Below are 14,151 nucleotides of genomic sequence, written 5' to 3'. Positions count from 1 at the left end.
GGTGGAGAAAAAGCATGCCGACATACAGGGCTCCGGTCCAGGATACGCTGTTCGTACTCAACGAAGTGCTGGGCTATCGGCGTTATTCGAACCTTCCCGGATTTTCCGATGCCACGCCCGATGTGCTGGAGGCGATCCTCGCCGAGGGGGCCAAGCTCGCCGAGAACGTCATGCACCCGCTCAACCGTATCGGCGACATGGAAGGCTGCGTTCGTCACGACGACGGCTCGGTGACGACGCCCAAGGGCTTCAAGGAAGCGTTCGACCAGTATCGCGAAGGCGGCTGGATGGGGCTCGCGGCACCGGCCGAGTTTGGCGGCCAGGGGCTCCCCTACGTGGTGCACCAGGCGGTCTCCGAATACATGGTGTCGGCCAACATGGCGCTGATGATGTATCCGGGACTGACGCAGGGCGCGATCGCCGCCATCATCACCCATGGCACTGACGAGCAGAAGGCCAAGTGGTTGCCGAAGCTGGTCGAGGGCGCGTGGACCGGAACCATGAACCTGACCGAGCCGCATTGCGGCACCGATCTTGGTTTGCTGCGCACCAGGGCCGCGCCGAACGGCGACGGCACCTACAAGATCTCTGGTCAGAAGATCTTCATCTCGGCCGGCGAGCACGACATGTCGGACAACATCGTCCATCTGGTGCTGGCCCGCATCGAGGGCGCGCCGGAAGGCGTCAAGGGCATTTCGCTGTTCATCGTGCCGAAGCTCAAGCTCGACGCATCGGGCAATCCGGGCGAACGGAACACGCTCTCCTGCGGCTCGATCGAGAAGAAGATGGGCATCCACGGCAATTCGACCTGCGTCATGAATTATGACGAGGCTGAGGGCACACTGCTCGGCGAGGTGAATGGCGGCCTGAAGGCCATGTTCACCATGATGAACGAGGCACGGCTCGGTGTCGCCCTGCAGGGGCTGTCGATCTCCGAGGTTGCCTACCAGAATGCCGTTTCCTATGCCAAGGACCGATTGCAGGGCCGTTCGCTGTCGGGGCCGAAGGCTCCGGACAAGAAGGCTGACCCGATCATCGTTCACCCCGATATCCGCCGCAGCCTGATGACTATGAAGGCGTTCAACGAGGCCGGCCGCGCGCTGGCGCTGTGGACGGCGATCAAGTCCGACATCGCGCATCGCTCCGCCGACGACAAGGACCGTCAGGCGGCTGACGACTACACCGGCCTGCTGACTCCGGTGGTCAAGGGCGTGCTCACCGACAAGGGCTTCGACCATGCTGTCATGGCGCAGCAGGTGTTCGGCGGCCAGGGCTATATCGAAGAGCACGGCATGAGCCAGTTCGTGCGCGATGCCCGTATCGCCATGATCTACGAAGGCGCCAACGGCATCCAGGCGCTTGACCTCGTCGGCCGCAAGCTCGGCCTGAATGGCGGCCGCGCGGTGCAGGCTTTCTTCAAGGAGGTCGGCGAGTTCTGCGAGGAAAACCGTTCCGACGAAAAGATGGCGCCTTTCACCAAGGCGTTGAAGAAGGGCCTCAACGATCTGCAGGCGGCGACCATGTGGCTGCTGCAGAATGGTATGGCCAAGCCCGACAACGCCGGCGCCGCCTCGACCGACTACATGCATCTTTTCGGCCTTGTGGCGCTGGGCTACATGTGGGCGCAGATGGCCAAGGCAGCGCAGGGCAAGCTCGCGCAAGGCGCCAATGGCGCCGGTGCGTTCTACGACACGAAGCTGGTGACCGCGCGTTTCTTCATGGAACGCGTCATGCCGGAAACGGCGATGCGGCTTGCCCGCATTTCGAGTGGCGCCGATACGCTGATGGCGCTGCCGGCGGAAGCGTTCTAGAAATGCTCGGCGTCCCCCTCCTCCTTGAGGGGAGGGTGGCCCGAAGGGCCGGGAGGGGTCGCCCATGCCGCGCGCCGACCTCAATTCCGCTGATGTACCTTGGGAGGACTATCATCGTATGCCTAACCCTGCGGAAATCCTGAACCTCCCCAAACCCGCCTGGGCGGCGGACGAGGTTGGCATGCTCTACGACATGGCCTCCCGCTTCATGGCGGAGGAGATCGCGCCGCGTTACGACGAGTTCGAGAAGAACGAAATGGTCGACCGCGAAAGCTGGCTGAAGGCCGGTGCGGCCGGCCTGCTCTGCGCCTCGATGCCGGAGGAATATGGCGGCTCGGGCGGCACCTTCGCGCATGAGAGCGCCATCATCGAGGCGATCGGCCATGTCGGCGTCGACGGTTTCGGCATCGGCCTGCACAATTCGATCGTCGCCCCCTACATCCTCCACTACGGCTCGGAAGAGCAGAAAAAGAAATGGCTGCCGAAGCTGGCGACCGGCGAGTTGATCGGCGCCATCGCCATGACCGAGCCCGGCGCCGGCTCCGACCTTCAGGGCGTCAAGACGCGGGCCGAGAAGGACGGCAACCAGTACCGGATCAACGGCTCCAAGACCTTCATCACCAACGGGCAACTGGCCAATTTCATCATCGTCGTCACCAAGACCGATCCGGAAAAGGGCGCCAAGGGCACCTCGCTGATCGTCGTCGAGACCGACGAGGTCGAAGGCTTTCAGCGTGGCCGCAACCTCGACAAGATCGGGCTCAAGGCCAACGACACGTCGGAGCTGTTCTTCAACGACGTGCGCGTGCCGACCTCAAATCTGCTCGGCCATGAAGAAGGGCAGGGCTTCGTTCAGCTGATGCAGCAATTGCCGCAGGAGCGGTTGCAGATCGGCACCGGGGCGATTGCCATGATCGAGCGGGCGCTGGCGCTGACCATCGACTACGTCAAGGAGCGCAAGGCTTTCGGCAAGGCGATCATCGACTTCCAGAACACCCAGTTCAAGTTGGCCGAGCTGAAGACCGAGGCCACGATCGGCCGTATCTTCTACAATGATTGCGTCGCCCGCCACATCAATGGCGGGCTGGATCCGGTGACGGCCTCGATGGCCAAGTACTGGCTCAGCGACCTGCAGGGAAAAGTCGTCGACGAATGCCTTCAATTGTACGGTGGCTATGGCTACATGAATGAATACCCGATCGCCCGCATGTTCCGCGACGCTCGCGTCCAGCGCATCTACGGCGGCACCAACGAGATCATGAAATTGCTGATCGGACGCTCGCTCTGATGCATGTCGCCCAAAAGTGGTCCCGGTTTTGGGAGATCGACATGCATCAGTCCAAAAATGCATGTCGCCCAGAGACATACATCAGTCTGAAGCCGTTCGATAAACCCGAGGAGCAAGAGAATGAGTGACGCTTATGTCTATGACGCCGTGCGCACGCCGCGCGGCAAGGGCAAGAAGGACGGATCGCTGCATGAGGTGCCCGCGGTGCGGCTTGCCGCCAAGACGCTGGAAGCGCTACGCGACCGCAATGGGCTGGACACCGGCACAGTCGACGACATCATCTTCGGCTGCGTCGATCCGGTCGGCGAAGCAGGGTCGGTCATTCCGCGCGCCGCCGCCTTCGAGGCCGGCTACGACACCAAGGCGCCCGGCATGCAGATCTCGCGCTTTTGCGCCTCGGGTCTCGATGCCATCAATTTCGGCGCCGCCAAGATCGCGCAAGGCGCTGACGAGATCGTCATTGCCGGCGGCGTCGAATCGATGTCGCGTGTCGGCATGGGCGCCTCCGGCGGCGCCTGGTTCATGGACCCTTCGGTCGGCCTGCCCGGCTGGTTCGTGCCGCAAGGCATCTCGGCCGACCTGATCGCCACCAAATATGGTTTCAGCAGGGACGACGTCGATGCCTATGCCGTCGAAAGCCAGAAGCGCGCCGCCAAATCCTGGGCGGACGGACGCTTCAAGAACTCGGTCATCCCGATCAAGGATCAGAACGGCCTGACCATCCTCGACCATGACGAGCACATGCGGCCTTCGACCGACATGCAGTCGCTGGCCTCGCTCAATCCGTCCTTCGTCATGCCTGGCGAAATGGGCGGCTTCGATGCGGTCGCCGTGCAGAAGCATCCGGAAGTGGAAGAGGTCAACCATGTCCACCATGCCGGCAATTCGTCCGGCATCGTCGATGGCGCAGCGGCCGTGCTGCTCGGCTCCAAGAAGGCCGGCAAGGCGATGGGCCTCAAGCCGCGCGCCCGCATCCGCACCTTCGCCAATATCGGCTCCGAGCCGGTGCTGATGCTGACCGGTCCGGTCGATGTCACCGAGAAGCTTTTGAAGCGTGCCAAGATGAAGCTGTCGGACATCGACCTGTTCGAGCTCAACGAAGCCTTCGCCTCGGTGGTGCTGCGATACATGCAGGCCTTCGACATCGATCACGACAAGATCAACGTCAATGGCGGCGCCATCGCCATGGGCCATCCGCTCGGCGCTACTGGCGCCATGATCTTCGGCACGGTGCTGGACGAACTCGAGCGCCGTGATCTCAACACCGCGCTGGTGACGCTGTGCATCGGTGCCGGCATGGGCACCGCAACGATCATCGAACGCGTCTGACGGGGAGAGAACAATGAGCTACACCAATTTCATCCTCGACATTGACGCCGACGGCATTGCGCTGGTCACCTGGAACATGCCGGATCGCTCGATGAACGTCTTCACCGAAGAGGTCATGCGCGAGTTGAACGCCATCGTCGATCAGGTGGCGGGCGATGCCGCCATCAAGGGCGCGGTGATCACCTCCGGCAAGGACACCTTCTCCGGCGGCGCCGATATCACCATGCTGCAGAAGATGCTGACGACCTTCGCCGCCGAAAAAGGCAAGGATGTCGAAAAGGCCACCAAGGCGCTGTTCGAGAACGCAGGCTATATGACCGGCCTGTTCCGCAAGCTGGAGACTTCCGGCAAGCCCTGGGTTTCGGCAATCAACGGCACCTGTATGGGCGGCGCTTTCGAGCTTTCGCTCGCTTGCCATGGCCGCGTCGCCGCCGACTCCGACAAGGTGAGGATGGCGCTCCCCGAAGTGAAGATCGGCATCTTCCCCGGCGCCGGCGGCACCCAGCGCGTGCCGCGGCTGACTGATCAGCAGCAGGCATTGCAGATGCTGACCTCCGGCCAGAACCTGTCGCCGCAGAAGGCGAAGTCGATGGGCCTGATCCATGAGATCGCCGAACCGGCCAAGCTGGTCGAGACCGCCAAGGCGATGATCAGGAACGGCCTGAAGCCCGTCGCGCCGTGGGACGAGAAGGGCTTCAGGCTGCCCGGTGGCCAGATCTATTCGCCCGCCGGCTTCAATCTGTGGCCGCCGGCCATCGCCATCCTGCGCCGCGAGACCTATGGCAATTATCCGGCCGCCGCCGCGATCCTGAAATGCGTCTACGAAGGCTTGCTGGTGCCGTTCGATACGGCCTTGCGCATCGAGCAGCGCTATTTCACCGAAATCATGCAGACCAAGGAAGCGGCGGCGATGATCCGCTCGCTGTTTGTCTCTCTGCAGGAACTGAACAAGGGCGCGCGCCGCCCGGCCGGCGTGCCGGAAACCAAGTTCAAGAAGATCGGCATCCTCGGTGCCGGCTTCATGGGCGCCGGCATCGCCTATGTCACCGCCAGGGCCGGCATCCCTGTGGTGCTGCTCGACCGTGACATGGAGTCGGCTGAGAAGGGCAAGGCGCATTCCGACAGTCTGGTTTCGGATCAGGTGAAGAAGGGGCGCGCCAAGCCGGAAGAGAAGGACAAGCTTTTGTCGCTGATCACGCCGACCGCAGACTATGCCGACCTCGCCGGCTGCGACTTGGTGGTCGAGGCGGTGTTCGAGGATTCGGCCGTCAAGAAGAGCGCCACGGAACAGGCGGAAGCGGTGCTGAAATCGTCGGCGATCTTCGCCTCCAACACGTCCACCATCCCGATCACGTCGCTGGCTAAGAACTCCGCACGGCCGAAGAATTTTGTCGGCATCCATTTCTTCTCGCCGGTCGACAAGATGATGCTGGTCGAGATCATCCTGGGCAAAAAGACCGGCGACAAGGCGCTGGCCACCGCGATCGATTTCGTCCGCGCCATCAAGAAGACGCCGATCGTTGTCAATGACACGCGCGGCTTCTACGTCAACCGCTGCGTGTTGCGCTACATGTCGGAAGCCTACAAGATGCTGATCGAAGGCGTGCCCGCGCCGATGATCGAGAATGCGGCGAAAGCCGCCGGCATGCCGGTGGGGCCGCTGGCGCTGACCGACGAGACGGCGATCGACCTTGCCCAGAAGATCATGAAGCAGACCATCAGGGACCTTGGCGACAAGGCTGCCGTCGACCCCAGGCAGATGGCGCTGATCAACATCATGGTCGACGACCACGGCCGCTTCGGCCGCAAGAACGGCAAGGGCTTTTACGATTATCCCGCCAAGCCCGCCAAGAAGAAGCTCTGGCCCGGCCTCAAGGACCTTTATCCGCAGCTTGCGCCCGGGAAGGTCGATTATGAGGAGTTGCAGCAGCGCCTGCTCGTCACCATTGCGCTGGAGGCGGCACGTGTGATGGAAGAGGGCATCGTCACCGATCCGCGCGAGGCCGATGTCGGGTCGATCCTGGCCTTCGGCTTCGCGCCCTACACCGGCGGCGCGCTGTCCTACATTGACGGCATCGGCGCCAAGCGTTTCGTCAAGATCGCCAAGGGTCTGCAGAAGAAGTATGGCGCCGAGTTCAAGGCGCCCAAGCTGCTCATCGACCTGGCCGAGAAGGGCGAGACCTTCTACGAACGCTTCAATCCCTACGCCAAGGGCGACGTCAAGCAAGCCGCCTGACGCGGGAGATGTATGTCTGGGCGCGTATGGCGCGCATGCTGGCCATGGCACGCAGCCGTGGTCCCTATGTGGTAGGCGGTGAAAGCCGGCTGGCCTTTCGCTGCCTGTCGACCGACATCGCGGCGCTCGGTCGCGCCGCGGACCCGCGACCGCCGACGCAGGCGGAACGGATTTTCATGATATCGCATCTCTGCGCGGCCTCGCCACGGCGGCCAATTGATCGCCGCAAGCCAATTTCCACGGCCGGCGGCAAGGTGCGGCGCGCCTGCGCCATCGGTGGACAAACCGGTGTTCGCGGACTAGAAGGAAAAGGCATTTTTTCCTGTCTCGAAGGAGAGCACGACATGCTCTCGCACGACCGCGTCTGGGCCGCCATCGATGCTCTTGCCGAGCGCTATTCGCTTTCGGCCTCGGGCCTGGCAAGGCGCGCCGGGCTCGATTCGACCGCCTTCAACAAATCGAAACGTCTGTCCTCCGACGGCCGGCCGCGTTGGCCTTCGACCGAGTCGCTCGCCAAGATCATCGAGGCGACGGGTGCTTCGCTCGACGAATTCACCGGGCTGATCGAAGGCCGCATCGGTGCCGCGCCCACGCGCAGGCGCTCCGTGCCGTTGCTTGGTTTCGCCCAGGCCGGCGCCGGCGGCTTCTTCGACGATGCCGGCTTTCCAGCGGGGCAGGGCTGGGATCTGGTCGAAGTGCCGGCGCAATCGACCGAAAGCTCCTATGCGCTTCAGGTGCAGGGCGATTCCATGCTGCCGCTCTACCGCAATGGCGACGTCCTCATCGTCGAGCCAGGCGCGGCCACCCGCAAGGGCGATCGCGTCGTCGTCAAGACAACGGCCGGGGAGGTGATGGCCAAGGTGCTCGAACGCCAGACCGTCAAGTCGATTTCATTGGTCTCCCTCAATCCCGATCACCCGGACCGCGACATTCCGATGCGCGATGTCGAATGGGTGGCGCGGATTGTCTGGGCAAGTCAGTAGGCCGGACTGGTGCGGCTCCCCCATCTTGTCCTGGCGGTCCTGATGGTCCCGGTGATGGCGGCGTTGGTCGTTGCCGGCGGCCATAAGCTGAAAGGCGGCGAAAGCGCGGTCACGGTGGATCAGATCGATCCTGATACCGATACGGTCGCACAAGATGACGCTGGGACAGTTCCTGAAGAACCGGCCACCTCCGCCATACCTGCCGCCCAGCCGCCAAAGCCGGCGGTGCATTCGCGGGCGATCGACCCGGAAATTGTCGCGCCGCCGGAACTGCCGACCGGAGAGCTTGAGCGGGTCGAGCCGCGCCAGCCCTTGAGCAAGCTGGCGCTCGCCATGCCGCCCAAGCCGAAGATGCCTGACGACTGGAACGGCACGAAGCTGTTCCAGCCGGTGGCGCCGGCTGCCGGGCTGATCGAGGCGAAAGGCTATTCTGTCGCGGTTTCCGGTATCGATGTGGTCCGGCAGGACGAGACCTGCACCAGCGACGGCAAATCCTGGCCGTGCGGCATCCGTGCCCGCACGGCGTTCCGCGCCTTCCTGCGCGGCCGCGCTGTGGTTTGCATGGTGCCGCCTGAAGGCGGACGCGACCGGGTCGCGGCGGAATGCCGGATCGGCAAGCAGGATGTCGGTCAATGGCTGGTCGAAAACGGCTGGGCGCGCGCCACAAAAGGCGGGCCCTATGTCGATGCCGGCGAAAAGGCGCGCAGCAGGAAGAAGGGTATCTTCGGATCGGCGCCGAACCTTGCCGGCATGCCGGCGGAGCCCGCCGCGTCGGCCTCGGCGCCTCAGGCGCCGGGCTCGATCCTCGAAGAGGACGGTGGCGCCCTCAAACCAGCTGGCCAGCCAACGCCTTCTGAATGAGCGCGCGGGTTTCGGCGACGCCGTAGAGCGCGGCGAACGACCCGAAGCGCGGACCGCGTTCCTGGCCGATGAGTATCTGGTAGATCATCTGGAAGAAGGCACCCGAAACGCCGGGGCCGCCTTCCGGGCTCTGCTTGGAGTGATCCTGATAGCGTTCGATCTTGCGCGCCACGTTGAGCGAGGCGTTCTGGATCGCTTCGCCGCTGGCGTCCGCCGGCAGCGCGCCAAGTGCCGCTTCCAGGGCCTCCAGCGCCTCGCGCTCGACATCGTCGGCGGCGCGAAAAGTCTTCGTCGGCTTCACGAAATCGTCGAAGTAGCGGATCGCATAACCCGTCAGCCTGTCGAGTTCGGGGTGGGTCGCCGGCGTCACGCCCGGCACGTGGCGCGAGATGAAACCCCACAGCACGCTCTTGTTCTGGGCGTTGGAGGCGCTGACCAGGTTGAGCAGCAGCGAGAACGGCACCGGCATGTCGATGGCAGGCGGGTTGCCGTCATGCATGTGCCAGACCGGATTGCCCAGCCGCTCCTTCCAGTCCTGCCGCCGATAGGCGGCTAGGAAGGTGTAATATTCGTCCACCGCTCTCGGAATGACGTCGAAATAGAGCTTCTTCGCCTGCCGCGGCCGCTGGTACATGTAGAGCCCAAGGCTCTCGGTCGGCGCATAGGTCAGCCATTCGTCGATGGTCAGGCCGTTGCCCTTCGACTTCGATATCTTCTGGCCGTTCTCGTCCAGGAACAGTTCATAGACGAAATGCTCCGGCGCCCGTCCGCCCAGTATGTTGCAGATGCGGTCATAGACCACGGCATTGGTCTGGTGGTCCTTGCCGAACATCTCGAAATCAACGCCGAGCGCTGCCCAGCGCATGCCGAAATCCGGCTTCCACTGCAGCTTCACCCTGCCGCCGGTGATCGGCAGCGTGGTTTCGGTGCCTTCATCGTCGAAGGTGATGCTACCGGCCTTGGCGTCGACGTGCTTCATGGGCACGTACAACACGCGGCCGCTCTTCGGTGAAATCGGCAGGAACGGGCTATAGGTCGCCTGCCGCTCCGGCCCGAGCGTCGGCAGCATCACCGCCATGATCTGGTCATAGCGTTCGGCGGCGCGCAGCAGCATCGCGTCGAAGCGGCCGGCCTTGTAGTATTGGGTCGCGCTGGCGAATTCATAGTCGAAGCCGAACGTGTCCAGGAAGCGGCACAGCATCACGTTGTTGTGGTCGGCGAAGCTCGCATAGTCGCCGCCGAATGGATTGGGCACCGAAGACAGTGGCTTGTGCAGGTACGGCTCCAGCGCTGCGCGATCCGGCACGTTGTCGGGTATCTTGCGCATGCCATCCATGTCGTCGGAAAAGCAGAGCAGCTTGGTGGCGACCTTGTCCTGCGTCAGCACGCGGAAGGCATGGCGCACCATCGAGGTGCGCGCCACTTCGCCGAACGTACCGATATGCGGCAGGCCGGACGGGCCATAGCCGGTCTCGAACAGGATCGTTTCGGGAAATTCGGCGCCTTTATAGCGCTCGATGATCTTTTTGGCTTCCTCGAACGGCCACGCCTTGCTCTCGGCGGCCGCCGCCAGCAGTTCGGGATTGAGATCGATGATGTTTGATCCCGCCATGGTCCTGTTTTCCAGTTATTGCCGGCCCAGCAAATTCGAAGAAGACGGGCCGGAGCAAGGGGTTTTCAAATCGGTCTCTAGGCGCGCGTGGCCGGAGCGTCAACGATTGCGGCGCTTTTTCCTTGCGGCCTTTGGCCTCCGTTCCTACCTTCGGAGCCCGTTCAAGGAGCAAAGAATGCCATCGCCGACCCCGCATGAGGCCCTGATCTACCTGATGGTCATCACTTCGGCCTCGGATCGCGACATGACCGACGTCGAACTTGCCAGGATCGGCGATGTCGTCCGCTCATGGCCGGTGTTCCAGGATTTCCAGCAGGACCGGCTGGTTTCCGTTGCCCAGGCTTGTCAGAAATTGTTGCATGAAAAGGATGGCCTGGAGGGCGTGCTGGCCCAAATTGCCGAGGCCCTGCCGGAGCGCCTTCGCGACACGGCTTACGCGGCTGCTTTCGAAGTCGCCGCCGTCGATCTCGAAATGCGCCTGGAAGAGGTGCGGGTGCTGCAGCTGATCCGCCGTGAGCTCGATCTCGATACGCTGACCGTCGCGGCAATCGCGCGGGCAGCCAAGGCAAGGCTGCGAACGCTCACCTGACGGCAAGCATCACGGATCAGAAGAAGCTGACCGGGACCGGATCAGAAAAAGCTGACCGGGAAATAGCGCAGGTAGAATTCGGCGAAGGTGCCTTTCATCGAAATCTCCTGCAGCGCGTAATCGAGCGCTGCCGCCAGCGCCGGATTGTCCACCCGGGTGGCGATGGACATCCCCGTGCCCAGATATTCGGGAGCCAGATAGGGGCCGCCGGCAAAGCGGCAGCAACCGGCTGCGTCCGAACCGCCCAGCCAGAAGGCGAAGCGCATGCCGTCGCCGAAGGCGGCGTCGATCTTGCCCGCCTTGAGATCGTTGTAGAGCTCTTCGGGCTTGTCGAACGGAACGATCTGAACGGTATCGAAATAGTCGCGCAGCATCCGTTCATGCGCCGAGCCTGCAAGCACGCCGACGCGTTTGCTGCGCAGCTTGGCGAAGACCGGTTCCGAGAGCGCCTTGGTCTTCGGCGTGATGAAGCGTGCCGGAAACTGCAGATAGGATCGCGAAAAGGCGTATTTGGATCGCGATTCCGGTGTTGCGGCAATGCCGGCTATGATCGCTTCGCCTTCGCCTTTCTCGAGCGCTCCTTCGAGCTCGCCCCAGGGCAATGCCTGGATCTGGCATTTGTCGACGATGTCGAGTTCCGCGCAGATGGCGCGTGCCAGATCAATGTGGAACCCGGACAGTTTTCCCGCGCCGTCGAGGAAATTGAAGGGTGGAAAATCCGTGGTCGTCAGGAACCGCAGTCGTGGCAGCGACGAAAGGTCAGGCTTGGGCAAACGTTCCTTGGCGTCCCACAACACCGGCACCTGCGGTTCCGCGGCGCGCGCGCCGATACTCCCGACGCCCAACGGCAACGCTGCGATCAGCATCGAAGCCAGGACCGGGGACCTCCATTGGAACGCCACGATAAAACTCCGCCGCACTCTTCTCGCGCCGGTTCTGGTACGAAAATCATGCAGGCACAATGGTTTTTGATTTCAACGCGCCGATTTCGGGATATGATTTGAAGCGTTTGCAAACAGCGGTGGCTGCCCTGGTGGGGGACCGGAGTCGAGAACCACAACCGTAAAGGAGCGCGTTGCAATCCGTGGTCGGTGGCAAAGTGCGGATAAGGCACGGACTATCGACATCAATGCATGAGGCAACATGGGGTTGATGTTGCGATGGGTCAGTTCGATCGGACGCTGGAATACATAGACCAGCTGCAGCACGCCGGAACGGCGGCTGCGGTCTGCGAAAAGCTTTTGGGAATAACCTCGGACTACGGCCTGACAGCGCTGATGGCTGGCACAGTTCCGCAGCCGGGCACGCCGACAGGCCAGCAAAAGCAGCATGTGCTGCTTTGCGACTGGCCCGTCGAATGGCTGGAGCGCTACGTCGCGCGCAACTATGTCGATCACGATCCCGTGGTCAGCCACATGAAGCAGCTGCAGGCGCCGTTCCAGTGGCGGGAAGCGGCCCAGGACATTCGCATCGACAAGAGCAGCGGCGAAGTGATGGGCGATGCCGGAGCTTTCAAGCTGCGCGATGGGCTGGCCTTCCCGCTGATTACACTCGATGGCCAGATCGTCATGGTATCGCTGGGCGGCGAGGCCGTGGAGCTCTCGGCGGCACAGTTCGGCCTGGTGTCGCTGGTCTCGACCTATGCCGTTGGCCGCGCCATGCAACTCCACACGATGGCCGGCAAGACCATCGACCATATCGAATTGACACCGCGCGAGCGCGAATGCCTGCAATGGGCCGCCGTCGGCAAGTCCGAGTGGGAGATTTCGCAAATCCTCGGCATCTCCGAACACACCTCGGAGAAACATCTTCTTAACGCCAAAAGCAAACTCGGTGCCGTCAATAGAGTTCAAGCTGTCGCCGAAGCGATAAGACGCGGCTACATTAGCTAGATCGGCCGTGCCGACCTAGAACTTCCCGCCTACGTGATCGAACTTCCGCCTACGTGATCACGCAATTTTCTCATTGAAGCACGGCCGTATCATCCTTCTGAACACAGGAGACGGCAGATGCTTTTTTGTCTTACAACCCACGAATTGATGGAACGTCCTGACCTTTGGGAGGCCGTCCATCGCCTGCGCTACAAGATATTTGTCGAGGAGATGGGATGGGAGGACCTGAGGCGCCCGGACGGGTTCGAGGTCGACCAATTCGATCATGACGAGGCAGTGCATCAGATCGTCATCAGAGGCAACGAAGTCGCGGGCTATCAGCGGATGTTGCCGACCACGCGGCCGCATCTGCTGACCTCGGTTCTAACAGATCTTTCCGAAGGAACGCCGCCATCGGGTCCCAACATCTGGGAGTTGACCCGTTATGCGGTGGCTCCCGGATTCCGCGATGGCCGTCGCGGCGTATCGACCGTCGGCACCGAATTGATAGCCGGATTCGTCGAATGGGGGCTGAAGCGCGGCACTGACAAGGTGATCATCGAGTTCGAGCCGATGTGGGTCCTGCGCGCGTTGCAACTGCATTTCCTGGCGACGCCGCTGGGTTATCAGCGCACCTATGGCAATCAGCAGGTCGTGGCGACGCTGCTCACCTTCAACGAGCACACGCTGAACGTGGTGCGCTCGCGCCGGAACCACCATGCCCCGGTTCTTGCCAGAGGATATCCTGACATGTTCGGGCAAAGGAGGGCGTCATGAGATCGGAAACGGCCATGGACCTGCACCCGCAACCTGAACTGCGCAACCACACGCTGATCGTCACCGTGTCGTCGAATGACGGCCGGCCCGTGCTCGACAGAAGGGCCTATGAAAGCCTTGCCAGGACGTTCCACGAAGCCGCCGACAATGACGAGGTGCGTGTCGTCGTGCTGCGAGGCCTCGCAGGCTGCTTCTGTCTCGGCGGCGACTTTTCCGAATTTCTCGATGCTACCAAGCATCAGAAGCTGATCGCCGCCGTCACCGACATGTTCCGCACGCTGGCGACGTTTCCCAAGCCCATCCTGGCCTGCGTCGATGGCGATGCCGTGGGCGTCGGCTGCACCATCCTGTTCCATTGCGACATGGTGATCGCCTCGGGCCAAAGCACGTTCCGCGTGCCGTTCGTCGATTTCGGCCTTGTGCCGGACGCGGCGACCAGCATCCTGGCGCCACAGAAGCTCGGCTATGCCGGCGCCTTCCGCTTCTTCTGCCTCGGCGACACGCTTCATGCCGACGACGCCAGGGCGCTTGGTCTCGTCGCCGAGATCGTGCCTGACAGCGTGGAGGAGGCGGCGCTTGGTCGGGCAAGGCAACTCGCCAAGAAGCCGGTTGCCGCCTTGCTGCAAACACGCGGCCTGCTCAAGGGCAACACCAACGCGCTGTGCGATCGCATCGACCAGGAGATATCGCTGTTCCAGCAGGCGCTGCAGGATGACGCCACGCTGCGGCGCCTGCAGCGCATTGCACGGCTCGCGGCCTGATCGATCGCACCCGGAAATTGCGCCGCGCAGACA

General features: G+C 62.7%; 12 protein-coding genes. 10 read left to right on the top strand and 2 right to left on the bottom strand.

Translation table 11 applies throughout. The annotated features are described in order from the left end of the window. Positions 1-14: 14 nt before the first annotated feature. From FJ934_RS05795 to FJ934_RS05770, 6 genes are all read left to right on the top strand, one after another. Positions 15-1,811 (top strand): acyl-CoA dehydrogenase, encoded by a 1,797-nt coding sequence (locus tag FJ934_RS05795; RefSeq protein WP_140607687.1) that lies wholly within the window; start codon positions 15-17, stop codon positions 1,809-1,811. A 118-nt stretch (positions 1,812-1,929) separates the two neighbouring features. After that, positions 1,930-3,099, top strand: coding sequence for an acyl-CoA dehydrogenase family protein (locus FJ934_RS05790; protein WP_140607686.1), 1,170 nt, complete (start codon positions 1,930-1,932; stop codon positions 3,097-3,099). Positions 3,100-3,219: 120 nt separating this feature from the next. Next, on the top strand, positions 3,220-4,428 hold the full coding sequence (locus FJ934_RS05785) for an acetyl-CoA C-acetyltransferase (protein ID WP_140607685.1): 1,209 nt from the start codon (positions 3,220-3,222) through the stop codon (positions 4,426-4,428). 13 nt (positions 4,429-4,441) lie between these two features. Beyond that, complete coding sequence (locus tag FJ934_RS05780) at positions 4,442-6,664, top strand: 3-hydroxyacyl-CoA dehydrogenase NAD-binding domain-containing protein (RefSeq protein ID WP_140607684.1); 2,223 nt, start codon at positions 4,442-4,444, stop codon at positions 6,662-6,664. Positions 6,665-7,008: 344 nt separating this feature from the next. Next, positions 7,009-7,647, top strand: a complete 639-nt coding sequence (locus tag FJ934_RS05775) for a helix-turn-helix transcriptional regulator (protein WP_140607838.1) — start codon at positions 7,009-7,011, stop codon at positions 7,645-7,647. Between the two features lie 9 nt (positions 7,648-7,656). Next, positions 7,657-8,508 carry a thermonuclease family protein gene (locus FJ934_RS05770; RefSeq protein WP_348642480.1) on the top strand — a complete coding sequence of 284 codons (852 nt, stop codon included), beginning with the start codon at positions 7,657-7,659 and terminating at the stop codon, positions 8,506-8,508. Here the strand turns inward: FJ934_RS05770 and FJ934_RS05765 are convergent. Then, positions 8,474-10,120: a lysine--tRNA ligase gene (locus tag FJ934_RS05765; protein ID WP_140607683.1), complete on the bottom strand. Its 1,647-nt coding sequence runs from the start codon at positions 10,118-10,120 to the stop codon at positions 8,474-8,476. The two genes, FJ934_RS05770 and FJ934_RS05765, sit on opposite strands and share 35 nt — an antisense overlap. Before the next feature lie 175 nt (positions 10,121-10,295). Between FJ934_RS05765 and FJ934_RS05760 the strand changes: the two genes are divergently transcribed. Further along, on the top strand, positions 10,296-10,709 hold the full coding sequence (locus FJ934_RS05760) for a tellurite resistance TerB family protein (protein ID WP_140607682.1): 414 nt from the start codon (positions 10,296-10,298) through the stop codon (positions 10,707-10,709). A gap of 41 nt (positions 10,710-10,750) precedes the next feature. Here FJ934_RS05760 and FJ934_RS05755 read toward each other — a convergent pair whose 3' ends face one another. Further along, positions 10,751-11,611: a transporter substrate-binding domain-containing protein gene (locus tag FJ934_RS05755; protein WP_140607681.1), complete on the bottom strand. Its 861-nt coding sequence runs from the start codon at positions 11,609-11,611 to the stop codon at positions 10,751-10,753. A gap of 258 nt (positions 11,612-11,869) precedes the next feature. Between FJ934_RS05755 and FJ934_RS05750 the strand changes: the two genes are divergently transcribed. The 3 genes from FJ934_RS05750 to FJ934_RS05740 all read left to right on the top strand — a co-directional run bounded on the left by FJ934_RS05750 (position 11,870) and on the right by FJ934_RS05740 (position 14,118). Next, positions 11,870-12,601, top strand: a complete 732-nt coding sequence (locus tag FJ934_RS05750) for a LuxR family transcriptional regulator (RefSeq protein WP_140607680.1) — start codon at positions 11,870-11,872, stop codon at positions 12,599-12,601. A gap of 117 nt (positions 12,602-12,718) precedes the next feature. Next, positions 12,719-13,357: an acyl-homoserine-lactone synthase gene (locus FJ934_RS05745; RefSeq protein ID WP_140607679.1), complete on the top strand. Its 639-nt coding sequence runs from the start codon at positions 12,719-12,721 to the stop codon at positions 13,355-13,357. Then, complete coding sequence (locus FJ934_RS05740) at positions 13,354-14,118, top strand: enoyl-CoA hydratase-related protein (RefSeq protein ID WP_226890480.1); 765 nt, start codon at positions 13,354-13,356, stop codon at positions 14,116-14,118. The genes FJ934_RS05745 and FJ934_RS05740 overlap by 4 nt, the downstream gene beginning before the upstream one ends. Positions 14,119-14,151 lie beyond the last annotated feature (33 nt).

Source organism: Mesorhizobium sp. B2-4-12, assembly GCF_006441575.1.
Classification (GTDB): domain Bacteria; phylum Pseudomonadota; class Alphaproteobacteria; order Rhizobiales; family Rhizobiaceae; genus Mesorhizobium.
This window is presented reverse-complemented; position numbering and strand designations above follow the sequence as displayed.